This window comes from Pantoea sp. EKM10T (assembly GCF_011800685.1).
Lineage (GTDB): Bacteria > Pseudomonadota > Gammaproteobacteria > Enterobacterales > Enterobacteriaceae > Pantoea > Pantoea agglomerans.
The window spans coordinates 24,607-42,984 of record NZ_JAALEU010000001.1; the positions used below are offsets into that span (position 1 = coordinate 24,607).

An 18,378-nucleotide genomic window follows, 5' to 3' on the forward strand; every position below is an offset into this window, starting at 1 on the left:
TCACACTTACGCCAGCGGGCCTGCCAGGCTAACATAGACCCAGTATTCAAACCGACAGCGGACAACCGGTTATCACTGCGTTCCCTCTGATGTTAAGGATTACCTGATTCAATGCGTTTGTTTATTGCGGAAAAACCGAGCCTGGGGCGTGCTATCGCAGATGTGCTGCCGAAACCGCATCGACGCGGTGATGGATTCATTGCCTGCGGCAACGATCAGATCGTCACCTGGTGTGTAGGCCATCTTCTGGAGCAGGCGCAACCCGACAGTTATGACAGCCGTTATGCGCGCTGGTCGCTGGCGGATTTACCTATCATTCCGGAAAAATGGCAGCTAAAGCCGCGTCCCTCGGTCGCTAAGCAGCTGAAAGTGGTTGAGGGCTTGCTGGCGCAGGCGAATGAAGTGGTGCACGCCGGTGACCCGGATCGGGAAGGGCAGTTGCTGGTGGATGAGGTGCTCGACTACCTGAACCTGCCGGCTGAAAAACGCAGCAAGGTGCAGCGCTGTCTGATTAACGACCTCAATCCTCAGGCGGTGGATCGGGCAGTGAACCGCCTGCGTGAAAATCGCGAGTTTATTCCGTTGTGCGTCTCGGCGCTGGCCCGCGCCCGGGCGGACTGGCTCTATGGCATTAACATGACCCGCGCCTGGACGCTGCTGGGACGCAATGCAGGCTATGATGGCGTACTGTCGGTGGGCCGGGTGCAGACGCCGGTGCTTGGGCTGGTGGTCCGGCGCGATGAAGAGATCGAGAACTTCGTGCCGAAAGATTACTTCGAAGTGAAAGCGCACATCCTTACGCCTGACGGCGCCCGATTTATCGCCAGCTGGATCCCCAGTGAAGCCTGTGAACCGTGGCAGGATGAAGAGGGCCGCCTGCTCAAACGCGCACTGGCCGAGCATGTGGTGGCGCGTATCACGGGCCAGCCGGCGATCGTCACCGCTTACAGCGATAAGCGCGAAAATGAGGTGGCGCCGCTGCCCTTTTCCTTATCCAGCCTGCAGATCGAGGCCGCTAAACGTTACGGGCTGAGTGCGCAGACGGTGCTGGATACCTGCCAGCGGCTTTATGAAACCCATAAACTGATTACCTATCCCCGTTCGGACAGCCGCTATCTGCCTGAAGAGCATTTTGCCGGTCGTCATGCGGTGTTAAAGGCGATACAGGCGCATCAGTCACAGCTGACCCCACCGGCAGATTTCGATGCCGATCGCAGAAATCGCTGCTGGGATGATAAAAAAGTGGATGCCCACCACGCCATTATTCCAACGGCCCGTGCCAGCGCGGTGAAGCTCAGTGAAAACGAGCAGCATATCTATGAACTGGTAGCGCGCCAGTATCTGATGCAGTTCTGCCCGGATGCGGTATTCCGCAAATGTGTCATCGATCTCGATATTGCCGGTGGAAAATTCGTGGCGAAAGCGCGCTTCCTGGCGGAAGCGGGCTGGCGTGCGCTGCTGGGCAACAAAGAGCGGGATGAAGAGAACGACGGCATGCCGTTGCCGGTGGTAGCGAAAGGGGATGAGCTGCTGTGTGAGCGCGGAGAGGTGCTGGCGAAGCAAACCCAGCCGCCACGCCCGTTTACCGATGCCACCATTCTTTCTGCAATGACCGGCATTGCCCGTTTCGTTCAGGACAAAGAATTAAAGAAAGTGCTGCGTGCGACCGATGGTTTAGGAACGGAAGCCACACGCGCCGGCATTATCGAATTACTGTTTCGTCGTGGCTTCCTGGTGAAGAAGGGCCGCTATATCAATTCTACGGATGCCGGACGCGCCCTGATTCACTCCCTGCCCGATCTGGCAGCACGCCCGGATATGACGGCGCAGTGGGAATCGACACTGACGCGTATCAGCGAAAAGGCCTGCCGCTATGATGAATTCATGCAGCCGCTGGTGCAGACCTTAACCGGTCTGATCCAGCAGGCGCGACAGCAGCCTGCGGCGCATGCATTTCGGGGATTACCGTCCACCGGACAGAAACGTCCGGTGCGCAAAACCAGGCGTAAAGTGAAGGAGACGGAATGAGGCGTTATTCAGTATTACTGCTCGTGGCCCTGTCGCTGGCGACCAGCGTGGCGCAGGCCAACAGTCGTTATCAGTCGATGCCACAGCAGGGCAGCAACGGTGGCAACACCGATGTCGTGGTGGATATGCCACCCGAAGCATGGACACAGGCAGAGAGACGTCAGCCAGACTGTCTCCGCTGCTGTATCTTTGAGAACCGTAACTACACGGAAGGCGCGGTGGTGAAATCAGAGGGGGTGTTGCTGCAATGTGCCCGTGATGAACACTCCATCGGCACCAATAACCTGATCTGGAAAATAGTGAAATAGCCGTCGCGTGGCGCTCTGCCACGCGACCGTCAGTTAAAAGCGGAAGGTTGACCAGATGGGGGCGTGGTCAGACGGTTTTTCCATGCCCCGGATCTCATAATCAATGCCGGTCTCAACGCAGTGCGACGCCAGGGTTTTGCTCGCCAGCACCAGATCGATGCGTAACCCGCGATTATCATCAAACCCTTTCGAACGGTAATCGAACCAGGAGAAGCGATCCGCCACCTCCGGATTGTGCTCACGCCAGGTATCAACCAGTCCCCAGCCCAGCAGGCGGTCCATCCACTCGCGCTCTTCCGGCAGGAAGGAGCATTTGCCGGTGCGCAGCCAGCGCTTGCGACTCTCCTCACCAATACCAATATCCCGATCGGTGCTGCTGATATTCATGTCGCCCATAATCAGAACCGGCTTATCAGCAGGCAGATCTTCGGTCAGCAGACGTTGCAGATCGCGATAGAATTTCTCTTTAGCCGGAAACTTGGTGGGATGGTCGCGGCTCTCGCCCTGCGGAAAATAGCCGTTAATTACCGTGATGTCGCCAATCGGGCTGGGAAGTTCCGCGATGATCAGGCGGCGCTGGGATTCTTCGTCATCACCCGGGAAACCCCGGCTCACTGACACTGGCTCAGCTTTGGTTAACAGGGCAACGCCGTAGTGACCTTTCTGTCCATGATAGAAGACGTGATAGCCGAGCTTTGACACCTCTTCCAGCGGGAACATGTCGTCATGGACCTTGGTTTCCTGCAGACCGATAACATCGGGCTGATGCTGTTCGACAAGTGACTGAAGCTGATGCGGGCGGGCACGCAACCCATTGATGTTAAATGAAACAAATTTCATGAGATCGACCGTTGTTCAGAAATGTCAGGCGGAGATGGTAGCGATTTTTGCTGAAAAAGTCATGGCGGAACAGGCTGAGATTGTGTGAAAGCGGGCAGGAATGTGGGGGCGAACAGGAAGCTTAGGTATTATTTTGGGGATGGTGTGCAACATGCGAGATGGTGGTGGGAGAAGGATTCGAACCTTCGAAGTCTGTGACGGCAGATTTACAGTCTGCTCCCTTTGGCCGCTCGGGAATCCCACCTGGGATAGTGATGTGGCTTAAGATGATTCAGATTCAGATGGTGGTGGGAGAAGGATTCGAACCTTCGAAGTCTGTGACGGCAGATTTACAGTCTGCTCCCTTTGGCCGCTCGGGAATCCCACCATGGCCTGAATCTTTCTCTCTTAAAGCGGGGCGCATCATACCAAATGCGATAAGGGTGTAAAGCGCCCACTGGCAAAACCGCAACTGTTTGCCCACTTTTTACGCGTAGCGCTGAATCTGCAGACAATTCAGCGCACTGGCTGATTAAAGAATAATCGTGCGGTTGCCGTAAACGAACACGCGCTGCCCCAGCACTTTATACAGTGCGTTGCTCAGGACATTCTTTTCTACGTCGCGACCGGCGCGCATCATCTCATCGGCGGTGTAGCTGTGATCAACGTTTATCACATCCTGCATGATGATTGGGCCTTCATCGAGATTGTCGTTCACATAGTGCGCGGTGGCACCGATGATCTTCACGCCACGTTCATAAGCCTGATGATAGGGACGGGCGCCGATAAAGGCGGGCAGGAAGGAGTGGTGAATATTGATAATCTGGTTCGGATAACGCTGCACAAAGGCGGGCGTCAGGACGCGCATATATTTCGCCAGCACCACGTAATCGGGCTGATAGCGGTCAATCTCTTCCACCATGCGGTTATCGTGCTCTTCCCGCGTCAGTCCCTCATGGCTCACCAGCACAAACGGAATGTCAAAACGCTCAACCAGCGAACGCAGGGTGTCGTGGTTACCCACTACCGCCGCAATTTCCATATCCAGGCCGCCAAACGCGCTCTTCATTAACAGATCGCCCAGACAATGCGCCTCTTTAGTGACCAGAATCACCACGCGGCGACGACCGGCGCTGTGCAGTTCCCGGACTGAACCCTGGGGCAGGGCGCTGTCGAGGTCTGCGAGCAGGGTGTTGTCGTTGAAGATCCCTTCCAGTTCGGTACGCATGAAAAAACGCCCGGTGCGATGATCAACAAACTCATTGTTCTGCACGATATTAAGTTCGTGCTTGTAACAAATATTGGTGATTTTGGCGATCAGACCTTTTGCATCGGGACAAATGGTTCGTAAAACTTTTCTTTGCATGGTTTGCGCTTGCATCTCAATCAGAGTCCTGTCAAAGCATTAGGGGTAAAACCGCTGGGGTAGCCGTCAGCTTAACCACAACATTTTTTGTATTTTTTTTCACTGCCACACGGGCAGCGATCGTTACGCCCCACGGGCGGTGCTGTACCGTCAACATAGTACCAGCGTTGATCCTCGCGAAGAAAGCGTGAACATTCATGAATGGCCTGAATGTTGGTTTTCTCGCGGTATCGCGCAAAAAAGGTAACGAAAGCTTCGTTCTCATGGCTTCCATGATTACAACGGGTTACATTCAGGCTGAGCCAGTCGGTTCCTGGAAAACTTTCAGATAAAAGCCCTGACAGCGCCGGATGACGCTTCTCAGGATGCCAGGTCGCAACCAGATAGTCCGCATTATGCTGCACATAAGCGCAATAACGGGATCGCATAAGTTGTTCAGCTGTAACAGGAATCTGGTTACCCTGAAGAAAGGGCTCGCAACATACGCTATACTGCTCTCCGCTACAACATGGGCAGGTTTCTGACACATTATCTCCCGGGAATGATGGGTCGATTTTACAAGCGCGCTATGTTAGCTGACCCCGTGTTGTGATGCTACGTATTGACGGCAGGACCAGACAGAAATGAGAAAGGTAAAAATTGGATTGGCTCTGGGTTCTGGAGCGGCCAAAGGATGGGCGCATATCGGCGTGATCAACGCGCTGGAGCGTGCAGGTATTGAGATCGACGTCGTTGCGGGCTGCTCTGTCGGGGCATTAGTCGGATCTGCCTATGTGAATAACCGCCTGCCGCTGATGGAAAAATGGGTCAGTGCATTTCGCTACTGGGATGTTATTCGCCTGATGGATGTCTCCTGGCAGCGTGGCGGACTGCTGCGCGGTGAGCGGGTCTTTAGCCATGTTCGTCAGCTGATCCCCAATGACACGATAGAGCACTGTCATAAACCCTTTGGCGTGGTGGCGACTAACCTCAGTACCGGTCGTGAACTCTGGCTGACAGAGGGCGATCTGCATCAGGCAGTACGCGCTTCATGCAGTATGCCAGGTTTATTACCGCCGGTGGGCTACAATGGGTATTGGCTGGTGGATGGTGCCGTAGTCAACCCGGTGCCGATTTCACTTACCCGTGCCCTGGGGGCAGACATTGTTATCGCCGTTGACTTGCAGCATGACGCGCATTTAATGCAGCAGGATCTCTTTTCCGTGACACCACAGAATAGCGAAGAAGAAGCCGCCGCAGCGGCATTGAGTTGGGGTGGGAAGCTGCGTCAGCGTCTGGTGAATTTCAGCCAGCGCCGTGGGTCTCAGTCACCTGGCGCGATGGAGATTATGTCCACCTCTATCCAGGTGCTGGAAAATCGCCTGAAGCGGAATCGCATGGCAGGCGATCCGCCCGATGTTTTGATTCAGCCGGTCTGTCCGCAAATTTCGACGCTGGACTTTCATCGTGCTGAGGAAGCCATTGAAGCAGGCAAGGCCGCCGTAGAGAAGAAAATGGATGAACTATTACCACTGGTCCGTGGCAGATAATCAGGTTGTTCATTCAAAGCGGTGACTTCAGCCAATTCTTAAAGGCGCAACTGCGTTTTATGAACCACTATTGAAATATCTGGTACGCAGGGGGAAAGAATGGAAAAACCACTACTCGGCAAAAAGATACTCATTGTCGAAGATGAGGCTGTTTTCCGTTCGTTGCTGGACCAATTTTTGTTATCGATGGGTGCTGTGACGTTACAAGCGGAAGATGGTCTGGAAGCAATTGCACAACTACAACAGCATACTGTCGACCTGATTATCTGCGATCTGGAAATGCCCCGCATGAGCGGCATCCAGTTCGTTGAGCACATTCGTACCCGCGGCAACATCGTGCCGATTTTAATCATCTCAGCTACCGAGAACATGTCGGATATTGCGCATGTATTGCGTCTTGGGGTGCAGGATGTGCTGCTTAAACCACTTAAAAACTTTGAGCGCTTCCGTGAAGCGGTCTATGAATGTCTCTATCCCTCTATGTTCACTTCGAAAGTGGAAGAGGATGAACAACTGTTCCAGGACTGGGATGCGCTGGTTCGTGATCCTAAAGCGGCTGCAAAGCTGCTCAAGCAACTCCAGCCACCGGTGCAGCAGACTATTGCCAACTGCCGGGTTAACTATCGTCAGCTGACGATGGCTGAGCAGCCTGGGCTGGTGCTTGATATCGCGGCGCTCTCCGACAAAGATCTGGCGTTCTACTGTCTGGACGTGACCCGTGCCGGTGATAATGGCGTGCTGGCAGCGTTGCTGCTGCGGGCGCTGTTCAATGGCCTGCTGCAGGAGCAACTGACCGGGCAGAAACAGCGTCTGCCGGAACTTAATGGGCTGCTCAGACAGGTCAATCTGTTACTGCGCCAGGCGAACCTGAGCGGCCAGTTCCCGTTACTGGTTGGGTACTATCATCGCGGATTAAAAAACTTAATTCTGGTTTCGGCCGGATTGAACGCCACACTCCATGTTCATGCCCATCAGATTCAGCTCAGCAATGGTGTCCCCCTTGGCACTATGGGCAGCACCCATCTTAACCAGATCAGTCAGCGCGCAGAAAACTGGCAATGCCACGTCTGGGGCGCGGGCGGGCGCATTCGGCTGATGCTATCGACGGAAGAATAAGCCGTAAAAACAGAGGAATTCTGGCGCTGAGGACAGGGCCAGAGTTTAGCTTTACAGTTGGGTAATAGTCTTAATTTCGACGGTTTGGTGCCTTCCAGGATAAATCCGTTCGATACTAACTGATATACTCATTTCCGATTTTAAACCGACATATCAAGTATTAACTTGAACGGCCTATAAGAGAGGTATCTTAATGTCTGCCAATAATACCAAAGTAAAAAAAGCGGTAATCCCGGTAGCGGGTTTGGGTACGCGTATGCTCCCGGCTACCAAAGCGATTCCTAAAGAAATGTTACCGCTGGTTGATAAGCCGTTAATCCAGTATGTCGTTAACGAGTGTATCGCTGCTGGCATCAACGAAATTGTGCTGGTAACGCATTCATCAAAAAATGCCATCGAAAACCACTTTGATACCAGCTTCGAACTGGAATCAATGCTGGAAAAACGCGTTAAGCGTCAGCTGCTGGATGAAATCCAGTCAATCTGCCCGCCACACGTCACCATCATGCAGGTTCGTCAGGGCATCGCTAAAGGTCTGGGTCACGCTGTAATGTGTGCACACCCACTGATCGGTGATGAGCCGTTTGCGGTTATCCTGCCAGACGTCATCATCGACGAATATGAATCTAACCCAACCAAAGATAACCTGGCAGAGATGCTGAGCCGTTATGAAGAGTCTGGCCGCAGCCAGATCATGGTTGAGCCGGTTGCCGATGTGACTGCATACGGTGTTGTCGATTGCCAGGGCGCAGAACTGAACCCAGGCGACAGCGCACCAATGGTCGGTGTGGTTGAGAAGCCTAAAGCGTCAGAATCCCCATCAAACCTGGCCGTTGTAGGTCGTTATGTTCTCTCTTCAGAGATCTGGCCACTGCTGGCTAAAACGCCTCCAGGTGCAGGCGGCGAAGTTCAGCTGACTGACTCCATTGCAATGCTGATGGAAAAAGAGACAGTTGAAGCATATCACCTGAAAGGCGTCAGCCATGACTGTGGTAACAAACTGGGCTACATGCAGGCTTTCGTTGAGTACGGTGTTCGTCATCCGGTATTGGGCAAAGATTTTTCTGAATGGCTCGATGGCGCAGTTGGCAACAAAAAGTAATTCATAAACACAGGATAACTCGATGAAAGTCACTGTATTTGGTATCGGCTATGTCGGTCTGGTTCAGGCTGCGGTGTTAGCCGAAGTCGGACATGACGTTCTCTGCATTGATGTCGACGAAAACAAAGTCGAAAATCTGAAAAAAGGCATCATTCCTATTTTCGAACCAGGTTTAACGCCGCTGGTAATGTCCAATTACGAAGCGGGTCGTCTGAAGTTCAGCACTGATGCTGAGCTGGGCGTAAACCATGGTGTTATGCAGTTTATTGCAGTTGGTACTCCACCAGATGAAGACGGCTCTGCCGATCTGAAATATGTGACCGCCGTAGCGCGCACCATTGCGCAGCATATGAACGATCACAAAGTGGTTATCGACAAATCAACCGTTCCGGTTGGCACAGCAGACAAAGTTCGTGCGGTAATGACGGAAGCGCTGAAAGCGCGTGACGCCAACATCACCTTTGATGTGGTATCTAACCCGGAATTCCTCAAAGAAGGTGCTGCAGTTAATGACTGTATGCGTCCAGAACGTATCGTTGTCGGTACTGACAACGACGACGTGGTAGAACTGTTACGCGAGCTCTATGAGCCGTTTAACCGTAACCACGATCGTATGATCATGATGGATATCCGCAGCGCAGAGCTGACCAAGTATGCAGCAAACTGCATGCTGGCCACCAAAATCAGCTTTATGAATGAGATGTCTAACCTGGCTGAACGTTTAGGCGCGGATATTGAAAAAGTACGCCAGGGCATCGGTTCCGACCCTCGCATTGGCTACCACTTTATCTATCCTGGCTGTGGTTACGGCGGCTCCTGCTTCCCGAAAGATGTGCAGGCGTTAATCCGTACCGCTGAGTCAATTGGCTATCAGCCACGTCTGTTGCAGGCCGTGGAAGATGTGAATGACAACCAGAAAAACAAACTGCCAACCTTTATCAAACGTCATTTTGGTGACGATCTGAAAGGTAAAACGTTTGCGCTCTGGGGCCTGTCATTTAAGCCGAACACTGACGACATGCGTGAAGCCTCCAGCCGTGTGCTGATGGAAACGCTGTGGGAAGCTGGCGCATCTGTTCAGGCGTTTGACCCTGAAGCGATGGATGAAGCACAGCGTATCTACGGTCACCGCAGCGATCTTAAGCTGATGGGTACCAAAGAAGCCGCACTGCAGGGCGCTGACGGTCTGGTCATCTGTACGGAGTGGCAAAACTTCCGTGCACCTGACTTCGACATCATCAAAAATGCACTGAAAGAAGCCGTGATTTTTGATGGTCGTAACCTGTATGATCCAGAGCGTATCAGCAAACGCGGTTTCGTTTATTATGCAATCGGCCGCGGAGCGTCTATTCAAACTGCATAATTAACGAGGGATTTATGAACTTTCTGGTCACCGGCGCCGCAGGTTTTATTGGTTTTCATGTCAGCCAGCGTCTGCTGGCCGCCGGTCACCAGGTTGTCGGTATCGACAACCTGAATGATTATTACGACGTAAATCTCAAGCATGCCCGTCTCAATTTAATTAAGGCCGATCCTGGTTTTACTTTTATTGAGATGGACCTGGCGGACCGTGACGCAATGGCGTCACTGTTCGATCAGCAAAAATTCCAGCGCGTTATCCATCTTGGCGCTCAGGCTGGTGTCCGATATTCCATTGAAAATCCTCATGCCTACGCAGACTCCAATCTGACGGGTCACCTCAATATCCTTGAAGGTTGCCGTCATCATAAAATTGAACATCTGCTCTACGCCTCATCCAGTTCAGTCTATGGTCTGAATCGCAAGATGCCGTTCTCAACCGAAGATAGCGTTGATCATCCGGTTTCTTTATATGCAGCGACCAAAAAAGCCAACGAGTTAATGTCACACACTTACTCGCATCTCTATCAGTTGCCGACCACTGGATTGCGCTTCTTTACGGTCTATGGCCCGTGGGGCCGCCCGGATATGGCGTTATTCAAATTCACCCGCGCAATGATTGCCGGTGAAGCGATTGACGTTTATAACCAGGGCCAGATGAAACGCGACTTTACCTATATTGACGATATTGCTGAAGCCATTGTTCGTCTGCAGGATGTTATTCCACAACAGGACGACAACTGGACGGTTGAAACCGGATCGCCGGCAACCAGTTCAGCACCTTATCGTGTTTATAATATTGGAAACAGTCAGCCTGTCACGTTGATGAACTATATCGAAGCGATTGAAAAAGCCCTGGGCATTACTGCGAAGAAAAATCTGATGCCAATGCAGCCTGGAGATGTACTGGAAACAAGTGCGGATACCGAAGCCTTGTTTAAGGCAATTGGATTCAAACCGCAGACCGGGGTCGAAGAGGGCGTTAAAAACTTTGTGGACTGGTACCGCGACTTTTACCGCGTCTGAGTATCTGATTAAAAGAAAAAAGGAAGCTCCGGCTTCCTTTTTTATTGCGCATCAGGCTGCCAGGAAGGCAGTCACACTGCGGTTTTTACAGTAAAAAATCGTCCAGCTTTTTACCCTGTTCTTCCAGCGCTTTTTTAATCACGGCCGGTGTGCGGCCCTGACCGGTCCAGGTTCTGGACTCGCCTTTTTCATCGGTGTAACCATATTTAGCAGGACGTACTGAGCGTTTACCTTTTGCCGCAGTCCGTGTGTCGGTCAGCGTGTTAATCAGTTCATTCGGGTCAATACCATCAGCCAGTAGCATTTCACGATACTGATTAAGTTTACGCGTGCGTTCTTCATTTTCTGCCTGAAAATGAGACTCTTCTTCGCGGCGCTCTTTTACTACTACGTCCAGCTTTTCCAGCATCTCTTCCAGTATTTCAACGGAATACTCTCTGGCCTGGGCGCGCAGCGTACGGATATTATTAAGAACTTTTAGTGCTTCGCTCATTGTCCTGGTCTCTGAATAAGGGAAAAGTTGTGTTGCCCGCTAATAGTAGTGGCGACATAAAATAACTGCAATCATAAAAATATGTATATCACTAATTACCCAGGTGACTAAAAATAATTTTCACCAGAAAATTGCACAGTTGTGCAGAATAAAAATATTTTCCTTTAGTCAGATATCAAATAAATTTAATGTATTCAGGTCAGCAACAAAAATGTCATTGATTTTTTTGCGGGTAAAATAAGCAAAACTTATCCCGTTCGGCACTGCACATAACAGGCGCTGGAAACGGCATGCAGAGGAATAAACGGCCAGCCGTTACACTTTATTCACTCATCAACCGCAACGTATTGCCGCCGCTTTGTGGTAATATGCGCGCCATTCCATTCAGTCCTGATGAAGATACGCGCCGATGGCTCAACTCTATTTCTATTACTCTGCCATGAATGCAGGGAAATCAACCGCACTGCTACAATCCTCATATAACTATCATGAGCGCGGCATGCGTTCACTGGTTTACACCGCTGAAATCGATAATCGCTTTGGTGCCGGGCAGGTGAGTTCCCGTATCGGACTATCGTCACCGGCGTTGCTATACAACGCAGAGACATCACTCTACAGCGACATCGCTGCTGAACATGCCGTTCAGCCTGTCCACTGCGTGCTGGTTGATGAGAGTCAGTTCCTGACCCGTGAGCAGGTTAAAGCGCTGTCAGATGTCGTAGACGACCTTGATATTCCGGTGCTCTGTTATGGTCTGCGAACGGATTTTCGCGGTGAACTGTTTGTTGGCAGTCAGTATCTGCTGGCGTGGGCAGATAAGCTGGTTGAACTCAAAACTATTTGTCACTGTGGGCGCAAGGCCAGTATGGTTCTGCGACTGGATAGCGAGGGCAAACCTTTCAGTGAGGGTGAGCAGGTGGTGATTGGCGGTAACGAACGTTATATCTCAGTCTGCCGCAAGCATTATAAACAGGCGATAGAGCAGGGATCGTTGCAGGCAATCCATGGCGCTCAGACTCCGCTGAATTAACCCTATTGTTCAGGCAATAAAAAACCCGCCGGGGCGGGTTTTTTTATCAGACAGTCAGAACGGCACTATCAGACTTTTTTGGCTTTCTTCTCAAGCTTAATACCTTTTACCGGCTGCTCAGCAATGGCTTCGGCTACGCTTGAGAACGGTTCGACAAATTCACGACCGTAGTAGGTATCAAGCATAATCTGTTTCAGTTCAGCAATCAGCGGATAACGTGGGTTAGCGCCGGTACACTGGTCATCAAACGCATCATCGGCCAGTTTATCGACTTTCGCCAGGAAGTCCGCTTCCTGCACACCCGCCTCACGGATAGAGGTTGGAATACCAAGTTCAGTTTTAATCTCATCCAGCCAGGCGAGCAGCTTCTCAATTTTCTGCGCGGTGCGGTCGCCTGGTGCGCTCAGACCCAGATGGTCAGCAATCTCGGCGTAGCGACGGCGCGCCTGAGGGCGATCGTACTGGCTGAAAGCGGTCTGTTTAGTCGGGTTGTCATTCGCGTTGTAGCGAATAACGTTAGAGATTAACAGGGCGTTGGCCAGGCCGTGTGGGATATGGAACTCTGAACCCAGCTTATGCGCCATTGAGTGACAAACCCCGAGGAAGGCGTTGGCAAACGCAATACCGGCGATAGTGGCGGCATTGTGTACGCGCTCACGCGCCACCGGATTTTTGGCGCCTTCGGCATAGCTGGCTGGCAGATTCTCTTTCAGCAGTTTCAGCGCCTGCAGCGCCTGTCCGTCAGAGTATTCATTCGCCAGTACTGAAACATAAGCTTCCAGCGCGTGGGTCACGGCATCCAGACCGCCGAAGGCGCAGAGTGAACGCGGCATATCCATCACCAGGTTGGCATCGACAATCGCCATATCAGGCGTCAGTGCGTAGTCAGCGAGCGGATATTTCTGACCCGTCGCATCATCGGTCACTACAGCAAACGGCGTGACTTCAGAACCGGTACCGGACGTGGTGGTGATGGCAATCATGCGCGCTTTGACACCCATTTTCGGGAACTTGTAGATACGTTTACGGATATCCATGAAACGTAACGCCAGCTCCTCGAAGTGAGTTTCCGGATGTTCGTACATCACCCACATGATTTTCGCGGCATCCATCGGTGAGCCACCGCCCAGCGCGATGATGACATCCGGTTTGAAGCTGTTCATCTGCTCAGCACCTTTACGCACGATGCTCAGCGTCGGGTCAGCTTCAACTTCGAAGAACACTTCCGTTTCAATGCCGTGTGATTTCAGCACGCGGGTCACCTGGTCGGCATAGCCGTTATTGAACAGGAAGCGGTCAGTGACGATAAAGGCACGTTTCGCGCCATCCGTTGCCACTTCTTCCAGCGCAATTGGCAGTGAACCCCGACGGAAGTAGATGGATTTTGGAAGTTTATGCCACAACATATTCTCAGCTCGCTTGGCGACAGTTTTGGTATTGATCAGATGTTTTGGACCGACGTTCTCTGAAATAGAGTTTCCGCCCCACGAACCACAACCCAGCGTCAGAGACGGCGCCAGTTTAAAGTTGTAGAGGTCGCCGATACCACCCTGCGAGGCGGGGGTGTTGATCAGAATACGCGCGGTTTTCATTTTGTCGCCGAAGTAGTGAACGCGTTCGGTCTGGTTGTCCTGATCGGTATAGAGACAGGAGGTGTGGCCGATACCGCCCATGGCGACCAGTTTTTCTGCTTTCGCGACCGCATCCTGGAAATCTTTCGCCCGATACATCGCAAGGGTTGGTGAGAGTTTTTCATGGGCGAACGGCTCAGACTCATCCACCAGCTTCACTTCGCCAATCAGAATCTTAGTGCTCGGTGGCACGCTGATACCGGCCATCTCCGCAATTTTGAACGCTGGCTGGCCTACGATAGCCGCATTCAGGCCGCCGTTTTTCAGAATAATATTCTGCACCGCACTCAGTTCGGCACCCTGCAGCATATAACCGCCGTGGCTGGCGAAACGTTCACGCACCGCGTCATAGACTGAATCGACCACAATCACCGATTGTTCAGAGGCGCAGATAACCCCGTTATCAAAGGTTTTCGACATCAGAATCGACGCAACCGCACGTTTCAGATCGGCGGTTTCATCAATCACGACCGGCGTATTACCCGCACCGACACCAATCGCAGGTTTACCGGAGCTGTAAGCCGCTTTCACCATGCCCGGACCGCCAGTGGCGAGAATCAGGTTGATGTCAGGGTGATGCATCAGTTGATTTGACAGCTCAACGGAAGGTGCGTCGATCCAGCCGATAATATCTTTTGGCGCACCGGCAGCCACCGCCGCCTGCAATACAATGTCTGCCGCTTTGTTTGTTGCATCTTTGGCGCGTGGATGGGGAGAGAAAATGATGCCGTTACGGGTTTTAAGGCTGATTAATGCTTTGAAGATGGCGGTTGAAGTGGGGTTGGTCGTCGGGACGATACCGCAAATCAGGCCAATAGGTTCGGCAATGGTAATGGTGCCGAAAGTATCATCCGTGGCTAACACACCACAGGTTTTTTCATCTTTATAAGCGTTGTAGATATATTCTGAAGCAAAATGGTTTTTGATCACTTTGTCTTCGACGATGCCCATACCTGATTCGGCAACGGCCATCTTGGCAAGCGGGATTCGGGCGTCTGCGGCGGCGAGGGCGGCGGCACGGAAGATGGCGTCGACCTGTTGTTGAGAAAAGTTGGCATATTCACGCTGGGCTTTTTTTACACGTTCAACCAGTGCATTAAGTTCGGCGACATTGGTTACGGCCATGGTGTTCTCCTGAAGGAAGTTAAACTTTTTTAGTAAACAATCCTGCGCCCTGAGTATAGTCACGTTGCCATAAGGCGTTGGACTGGGTCAAAACGCCCGGATTTTCAACTGTTTACTGAACTAGTCTTCTGTTGCAGTCAGTGAGATTTTCTTCGCTGCCGCTAATACTTCCGTTGCGAAAAGATTACCTGGTTTGGGGTAGGGCAATTTTGATGCAGATCAATTTAACCGCAAGCTGACACCTTTCAGCTCCCCTTTACGCCCTTTGTTTATCAAATTGGTTACCTCTTCACGTCATCTGCCTGGTAGCGGCTAAATCCAGTCACTTTTTAATCTCTGGGGTAACGCGCTGGATGCGCCGTCATTCAACAGTATAAATAGCTGAGTCAGCATCTGGCGTCCGTGCCTGTTTTCACATACATTAGGCGCGTTTTCCCCCCTGTGGTACGGAGTAAAGTCGTGAACCCTGCGCTGTTAGATTTATCAGGCTATATAAAATTTTTTGTCGGGCTCTTTGCGCTGGTCAATCCGGTGGGAATTATTCCGGTCTTCATCAGCATGACCCGTTATCAGGGGGTGGCTGAGCGTAACAAAACCAACCTCACTGCCAATCTGGCGGTTGCTATTATTCTCTGGACGTCACTGTTCCTTGGTGATGCGATTCTGCATGTGTTTGGCATCTCGATTGACTCCTTCCGCATCGCGGGTGGGATCCTGGTCGTTACCATTGCGATGTCGATGATCAGCGGCAAGCTGGGCGAAGATAAGCAGAATAAGCAGGAGAAGTCAGAAACGGCGATTCGTGAAAGTGTGGGGGTTGTGCCGCTGGCGTTGCCTCTGATGGCGGGGCCGGGTGCTATCAGCTCGACCATTGTCTGGAGCACCCGCTACCACAGCTGGATAAATCTGCTGGGGTTCACCCTGGCGATTGCCATTTTTGCATTCTGCTGCTGGTTACTCTTTCGGGCCGCGCCGTTAATGGTGCGTATTCTTGGCCAGACCGGTATCAACGTCATTACGCGTATTATGGGTCTGTTACTGATGGCACTGGGCATCGAATTTGTTGTCACCGGCATGAAGTCCATTTTTCCCGGCTTACTCAATTAAACGCCTACTTATTTCAGAGAGTGAAGTGAAATAATGATCCGTAATGGTGCAGTAGGGGCATTTTATGCACCATTACGATGCAATTATTCGTTGTGCTTAACAGAATCAGGCAATTATAAATTTCATTACTGCGCGCTGGCTCACAGACTTTTTTCTGCAAAATAATGTCACTATTTTCACACGATATTCTGCTCTCTATTTTCGTGTAAGCCTCACAAACTGCCAGAATAATCACGCTATCTTAAATTTCATCACGCTGAAGCCAGATTCCCCAATATAAGTGCCAAAAAAGAGGCTGTTTGTCGCTGCTTTCCGCTCTTAAGAGGGGTTTCCAGCTAAATAGTCTATTTTTCATATCGATATGATATTTTCAGGACGAAAATTAACACTTCCGCTGCCTGACTTCTCATGATAAAAGAGAATTAGTTAACATTTTAGCTATTTTGCTTTGGCGCGCCTTCGCGGCTTCTGATAATTTTTGGCCCAACGTAAAATTTTTTCTCCGAAAGCCCAAAGTGAGAACGCTTTTTGCTTAAGCCTGTCGGGATACTTAATTTAAGGTTGGCGTTTCGCATGATTGGGATGAAGAATTTGCAGCAGCAGCGGTCAACACTCGCAGTCGTTTTGTTAATGGCTTTTTCGCCGGCCTATGCCGCCACGGTGCCGCCGGGTACAACACTGGCCGCGCAGCAACAGATTGTGATCAATAACGGCAGTGAAGTCTCCTCGCTGGATCCGCATAAAACCGAAGGCGTGCCGGAATCCAATATTATTCACAACCTGCTGGACGGCCTGGTCAATACCGATAACAGCGGGCAGGTCGTTCCTGGCGTCGCTAAAAGCTGGGAAAACCCGCAACCCACCGTCTGGATTTTTAATCTGCGGGAGGATGCGAAGTGGAGCAACGGTGAGCCGGTTACCGCCGCTGATTTCGTCTACAGCTGGCGCCGTCTGGTGGACCCGAAAACCGCGTCGCCTTACTCCAGCTATCTGCAGGCCGCCCATTTTGCCAATATCGATGCCATCCTTACCGGTAAAGCGTCACCCGATCAGCTGGGCGTGAAGGCGCTGGATGCCCATCGGCTGCAAATTACCCTGAGTGAACCTGTTCCTTACCTGGTGGCGATGTTAGCGCATACGGCGATGAAACCGGTTTATGAGCCAGCCATTAAGCAGTGGGGCGAAGCCTGGACCCGCCCGGGTCACTACATCGGCAACGGCGCCTACACGCTAAGCGACTGGGTAGTGAATGAAAAAATTGTCGTGAAGCGCAATCCTCGCTACTGGGATAATGCGCACACCGTGATTGAACAGGGGACCTTCCTGCCGATCGCCTCTGAAAACAGCGATATTAATCGCTACCGCAGCGGCGGCACGGATATTACCAACAGTGCGGTGCCACCAGAGATGTTTGGCAAGCTGCGCAAAGAGCTGGGCGATGAAGTGAAGGTCAGCCCGCTGCTCTGCACCTTCTACTACGAGATTAATAACAAAAAGCCGCCGTTTACCGATGCGCGGGTGCGTGCCGCGCTGAAGATGACCCTCGATCGCGAGGTCATTGCCAATAAGATCATGGCCCAGGGGCAGATTCCGGCTTATAGCCTGACGCCGCCTTTTACCGCCGGTATCAAACTCACGCCACCTGCCTGGTTCACCTGGACGCAGGCGCAGCGTAATGAAGCCGCGAAGAAGCTGCTGACAGAGGCCGGCTTTGATGCTGCCCATCCGCTGACCTTTACGCTGCTCTACAACACTTCCGATCAGAACAAACGGCAGGCGATTGCGGCCGCGTCGATGTGGCAGAAAAACCTGGGTGCTAAGGTGACGCTGCAGAATCAGGAGTGGAAAACCATGCTGGAGACCCGTAATCAGGCGCAGTATGACGTGGTGCGCGCCACCTGGTGTGCTGACTACAATGAACCCTCAACCTTCCTGAACATGCTGATCAGCAACGCCTCGATCAACACCGCGTTTTACAGCAGCGCGACCTTTGATCGTCTGATGGCGGAGACGCTGACGGCGGGCAGCGAGGCGCAGCGCGCCAGCCTGTATCAGCAGGCTGAAACACAACTCGACAAAGACTCACCAATTGTGCCAGTTTACTACCGCGTAAGTGTGCGCCTGGTGAAGCCCTGGGTTGGCGGCTTCACGGGCAAAGACCCGCAGGACATGACAGACCTGAAGTACTATTTCATCAAAAAACACTGATCTGATCGCCCGTTCGGCGAGACAGTCGGAAAGCGCATCAGCAAACAGACCTTTTTTTGGGGTCAATCTCCCTGGTAACAGGCCAGGGAGCCCGCAGACGGGGGACGCCGTGGCAGAGCATCGCCACGGTG

15 protein-coding genes and 2 tRNA genes are annotated in these 18,378 nt (G+C 52.1%); 10 read left to right on the plus strand and 7 right to left on the minus strand.

The genetic code is table 11. The features are described from left to right. Positions 1–111: 111 nt before the first annotated feature. Positions 112–2,028, plus strand: coding sequence for a DNA topoisomerase III (locus HFD95_RS00110; protein ID WP_010260636.1), 1,917 nt, complete (start codon positions 112–114; stop codon positions 2,026–2,028). Further along, positions 2,025–2,336: a DUF1496 domain-containing protein gene (locus tag HFD95_RS00115; RefSeq protein ID WP_062757776.1), complete on the plus strand. Its 312-nt coding sequence runs from the start codon at positions 2,025–2,027 to the stop codon at positions 2,334–2,336. The genes HFD95_RS00110 and HFD95_RS00115 overlap by 4 nt, the downstream gene beginning before the upstream one ends. 33 nt (positions 2,337–2,369) lie before the next feature. Here the strand turns inward: HFD95_RS00115 and xthA are convergent, their stop codons facing one another. From xthA to HFD95_RS00140, 5 genes are all read right to left on the minus strand, one after another. Further along, entirely contained in the window at positions 2,370–3,176 is an 807-nt protein-coding gene (xthA, locus tag HFD95_RS00120) for an exodeoxyribonuclease III (RefSeq protein WP_167429686.1), read from the minus strand. Positions 3,177–3,335: 159 nt separating this feature from the next. Then, positions 3,336–3,420: transfer RNA gene (locus HFD95_RS00125), tRNA-Tyr, on the minus strand. A 38-nt stretch (positions 3,421–3,458) separates the two neighbouring features. Beyond that, a tRNA-Tyr gene (locus HFD95_RS00130) sits at positions 3,459–3,543 on the minus strand. A gap of 144 nt (positions 3,544–3,687) precedes the next feature. Further along, positions 3,688–4,536, minus strand: coding sequence for a formyltetrahydrofolate deformylase (gene purU / locus HFD95_RS00135; RefSeq protein WP_003852258.1), 849 nt, complete (start codon positions 4,534–4,536; stop codon positions 3,688–3,690). 56 nt (positions 4,537–4,592) lie between these two features. After that, positions 4,593–5,048: a YchJ family protein gene (locus HFD95_RS00140; RefSeq protein ID WP_029519106.1), complete on the minus strand. Its 456-nt coding sequence runs from the start codon at positions 5,046–5,048 to the stop codon at positions 4,593–4,595. A gap of 96 nt (positions 5,049–5,144) precedes the next feature. Between HFD95_RS00140 and rssA the strand changes: the two genes are divergently transcribed. The 5 genes from rssA (at position 5,145) to HFD95_RS00165 (ending at position 10,653) form a co-directional block, all read left to right on the plus strand. Continuing rightward, a complete protein-coding gene (gene rssA, locus HFD95_RS00145) occupies positions 5,145–6,050 on the plus strand; it encodes a patatin-like phospholipase RssA (RefSeq protein WP_010670266.1) in 906 nt (301 codons plus the stop codon). A 99-nt stretch (positions 6,051–6,149) separates the two neighbouring features. After that, positions 6,150–7,166 (plus strand): two-component system response regulator RssB, encoded by a 1,017-nt coding sequence (rssB, locus tag HFD95_RS00150; RefSeq protein WP_010244345.1) that lies wholly within the window; start codon positions 6,150–6,152, stop codon positions 7,164–7,166. Positions 7,167–7,359: 193 nt separating this feature from the next. Continuing rightward, positions 7,360–8,268, plus strand: coding sequence for a UTP--glucose-1-phosphate uridylyltransferase GalU (gene galU / locus HFD95_RS00155; RefSeq protein ID WP_008925296.1), 909 nt, complete (start codon positions 7,360–7,362; stop codon positions 8,266–8,268). A gap of 22 nt (positions 8,269–8,290) precedes the next feature. Next, a complete protein-coding gene (locus tag HFD95_RS00160; protein ID WP_003852248.1) occupies positions 8,291–9,631 on the plus strand; it encodes a UDP-glucose/GDP-mannose dehydrogenase family protein in 1,341 nt (446 codons plus the stop codon). A 14-nt stretch (positions 9,632–9,645) separates the two neighbouring features. Continuing rightward, positions 9,646–10,653 (plus strand): NAD-dependent epimerase, encoded by a 1,008-nt coding sequence (locus tag HFD95_RS00165; protein ID WP_010244357.1) that lies wholly within the window; start codon positions 9,646–9,648, stop codon positions 10,651–10,653. Between the two features lie 85 nt (positions 10,654–10,738). Here HFD95_RS00165 and hns read toward each other — a convergent pair whose 3' ends face one another. Continuing rightward, positions 10,739–11,146: a histone-like nucleoid-structuring protein H-NS gene (gene hns, locus HFD95_RS00170; RefSeq protein WP_010244359.1), complete on the minus strand. Its 408-nt coding sequence runs from the start codon at positions 11,144–11,146 to the stop codon at positions 10,739–10,741. Between the two features lie 409 nt (positions 11,147–11,555). On the opposite strand from hns, the gene tdk reads away from it, so the two are divergent. Next, entirely contained in the window at positions 11,556–12,176 is a 621-nt protein-coding gene (gene tdk, locus HFD95_RS00175) for a thymidine kinase (RefSeq protein ID WP_010244362.1), read from the plus strand. A 68-nt stretch (positions 12,177–12,244) separates the two neighbouring features. Here the strand turns inward: tdk and adhE are convergent, their stop codons facing one another. After that, positions 12,245–14,932 carry a bifunctional acetaldehyde-CoA/alcohol dehydrogenase gene (adhE, locus tag HFD95_RS00180; RefSeq protein ID WP_010244364.1) on the minus strand — a complete coding sequence of 896 codons (2,688 nt, stop codon included), beginning with the start codon at positions 14,930–14,932 and terminating at the stop codon, positions 12,245–12,247. 459 nt (positions 14,933–15,391) lie between these two features. Here adhE and HFD95_RS00185 point away from each other — a divergent pair, with 459 nt between their 5' ends. Then, on the plus strand, positions 15,392–16,039 hold the full coding sequence (locus HFD95_RS00185) for a YchE family NAAT transporter (protein WP_010244367.1): 648 nt from the start codon (positions 15,392–15,394) through the stop codon (positions 16,037–16,039). 582 nt (positions 16,040–16,621) lie between these two features. Then, the gene (locus HFD95_RS00190; protein ID WP_167429687.1) at positions 16,622–18,247 is read left to right on the plus strand and encodes an ABC transporter substrate-binding protein; all 1,626 of its coding nucleotides are present in this window, start codon (positions 16,622–16,624) and stop codon (positions 18,245–18,247) included. The last annotated feature ends 131 nt before the right edge of the window (positions 18,248–18,378 follow it).

What these genes read in the sequence shown, in the direction of transcription:
- HFD95_RS00110 (WP_010260636.1), top strand. Translation starts at nt 112, where the DNA reads ATGCGTTTGTTTATTGCGGAAAAACCGAGCCTGGGGCGTGCTATCGCA.
- HFD95_RS00115 (WP_062757776.1), top strand. Translation starts at nt 2,025, where the DNA reads ATGAGGCGTTATTCAGTATTACTGCTCGTGGCCCTGTCGCTGGCGACC.
- xthA (WP_167429686.1), bottom strand. Translation starts at nt 3,176, where the DNA reads ATGAAATTTGTTTCATTTAACATCAATGGGTTGCGTGCCCGCCCGCAT.
- purU (WP_003852258.1), bottom strand. Translation starts at nt 4,536, where the DNA reads ATGCAAGCGCAAACCATGCAAAGAAAAGTTTTACGAACCATTTGTCCC.
- rssA (WP_010670266.1), top strand. Translation starts at nt 5,145, where the DNA reads ATGAGAAAGGTAAAAATTGGATTGGCTCTGGGTTCTGGAGCGGCCAAA.
- rssB (WP_010244345.1), top strand. Translation starts at nt 6,150, where the DNA reads ATGGAAAAACCACTACTCGGCAAAAAGATACTCATTGTCGAAGATGAG.
- galU (WP_008925296.1), top strand. Translation starts at nt 7,360, where the DNA reads ATGTCTGCCAATAATACCAAAGTAAAAAAAGCGGTAATCCCGGTAGCG.
- HFD95_RS00160 (WP_003852248.1), top strand. Translation starts at nt 8,291, where the DNA reads ATGAAAGTCACTGTATTTGGTATCGGCTATGTCGGTCTGGTTCAGGCT.
- HFD95_RS00165 (WP_010244357.1), top strand. Translation starts at nt 9,646, where the DNA reads ATGAACTTTCTGGTCACCGGCGCCGCAGGTTTTATTGGTTTTCATGTC.
- hns (WP_010244359.1), bottom strand. Translation starts at nt 11,146, where the DNA reads ATGAGCGAAGCACTAAAAGTTCTTAATAATATCCGTACGCTGCGCGCC.
- tdk (WP_010244362.1), top strand. Translation starts at nt 11,556, where the DNA reads ATGGCTCAACTCTATTTCTATTACTCTGCCATGAATGCAGGGAAATCA.
- adhE (WP_010244364.1), bottom strand. Translation starts at nt 14,932, where the DNA reads ATGGCCGTAACCAATGTCGCCGAACTTAATGCACTGGTTGAACGTGTA.
- HFD95_RS00190 (WP_167429687.1), top strand. Translation starts at nt 16,622, where the DNA reads ATGAAGAATTTGCAGCAGCAGCGGTCAACACTCGCAGTCGTTTTGTTA.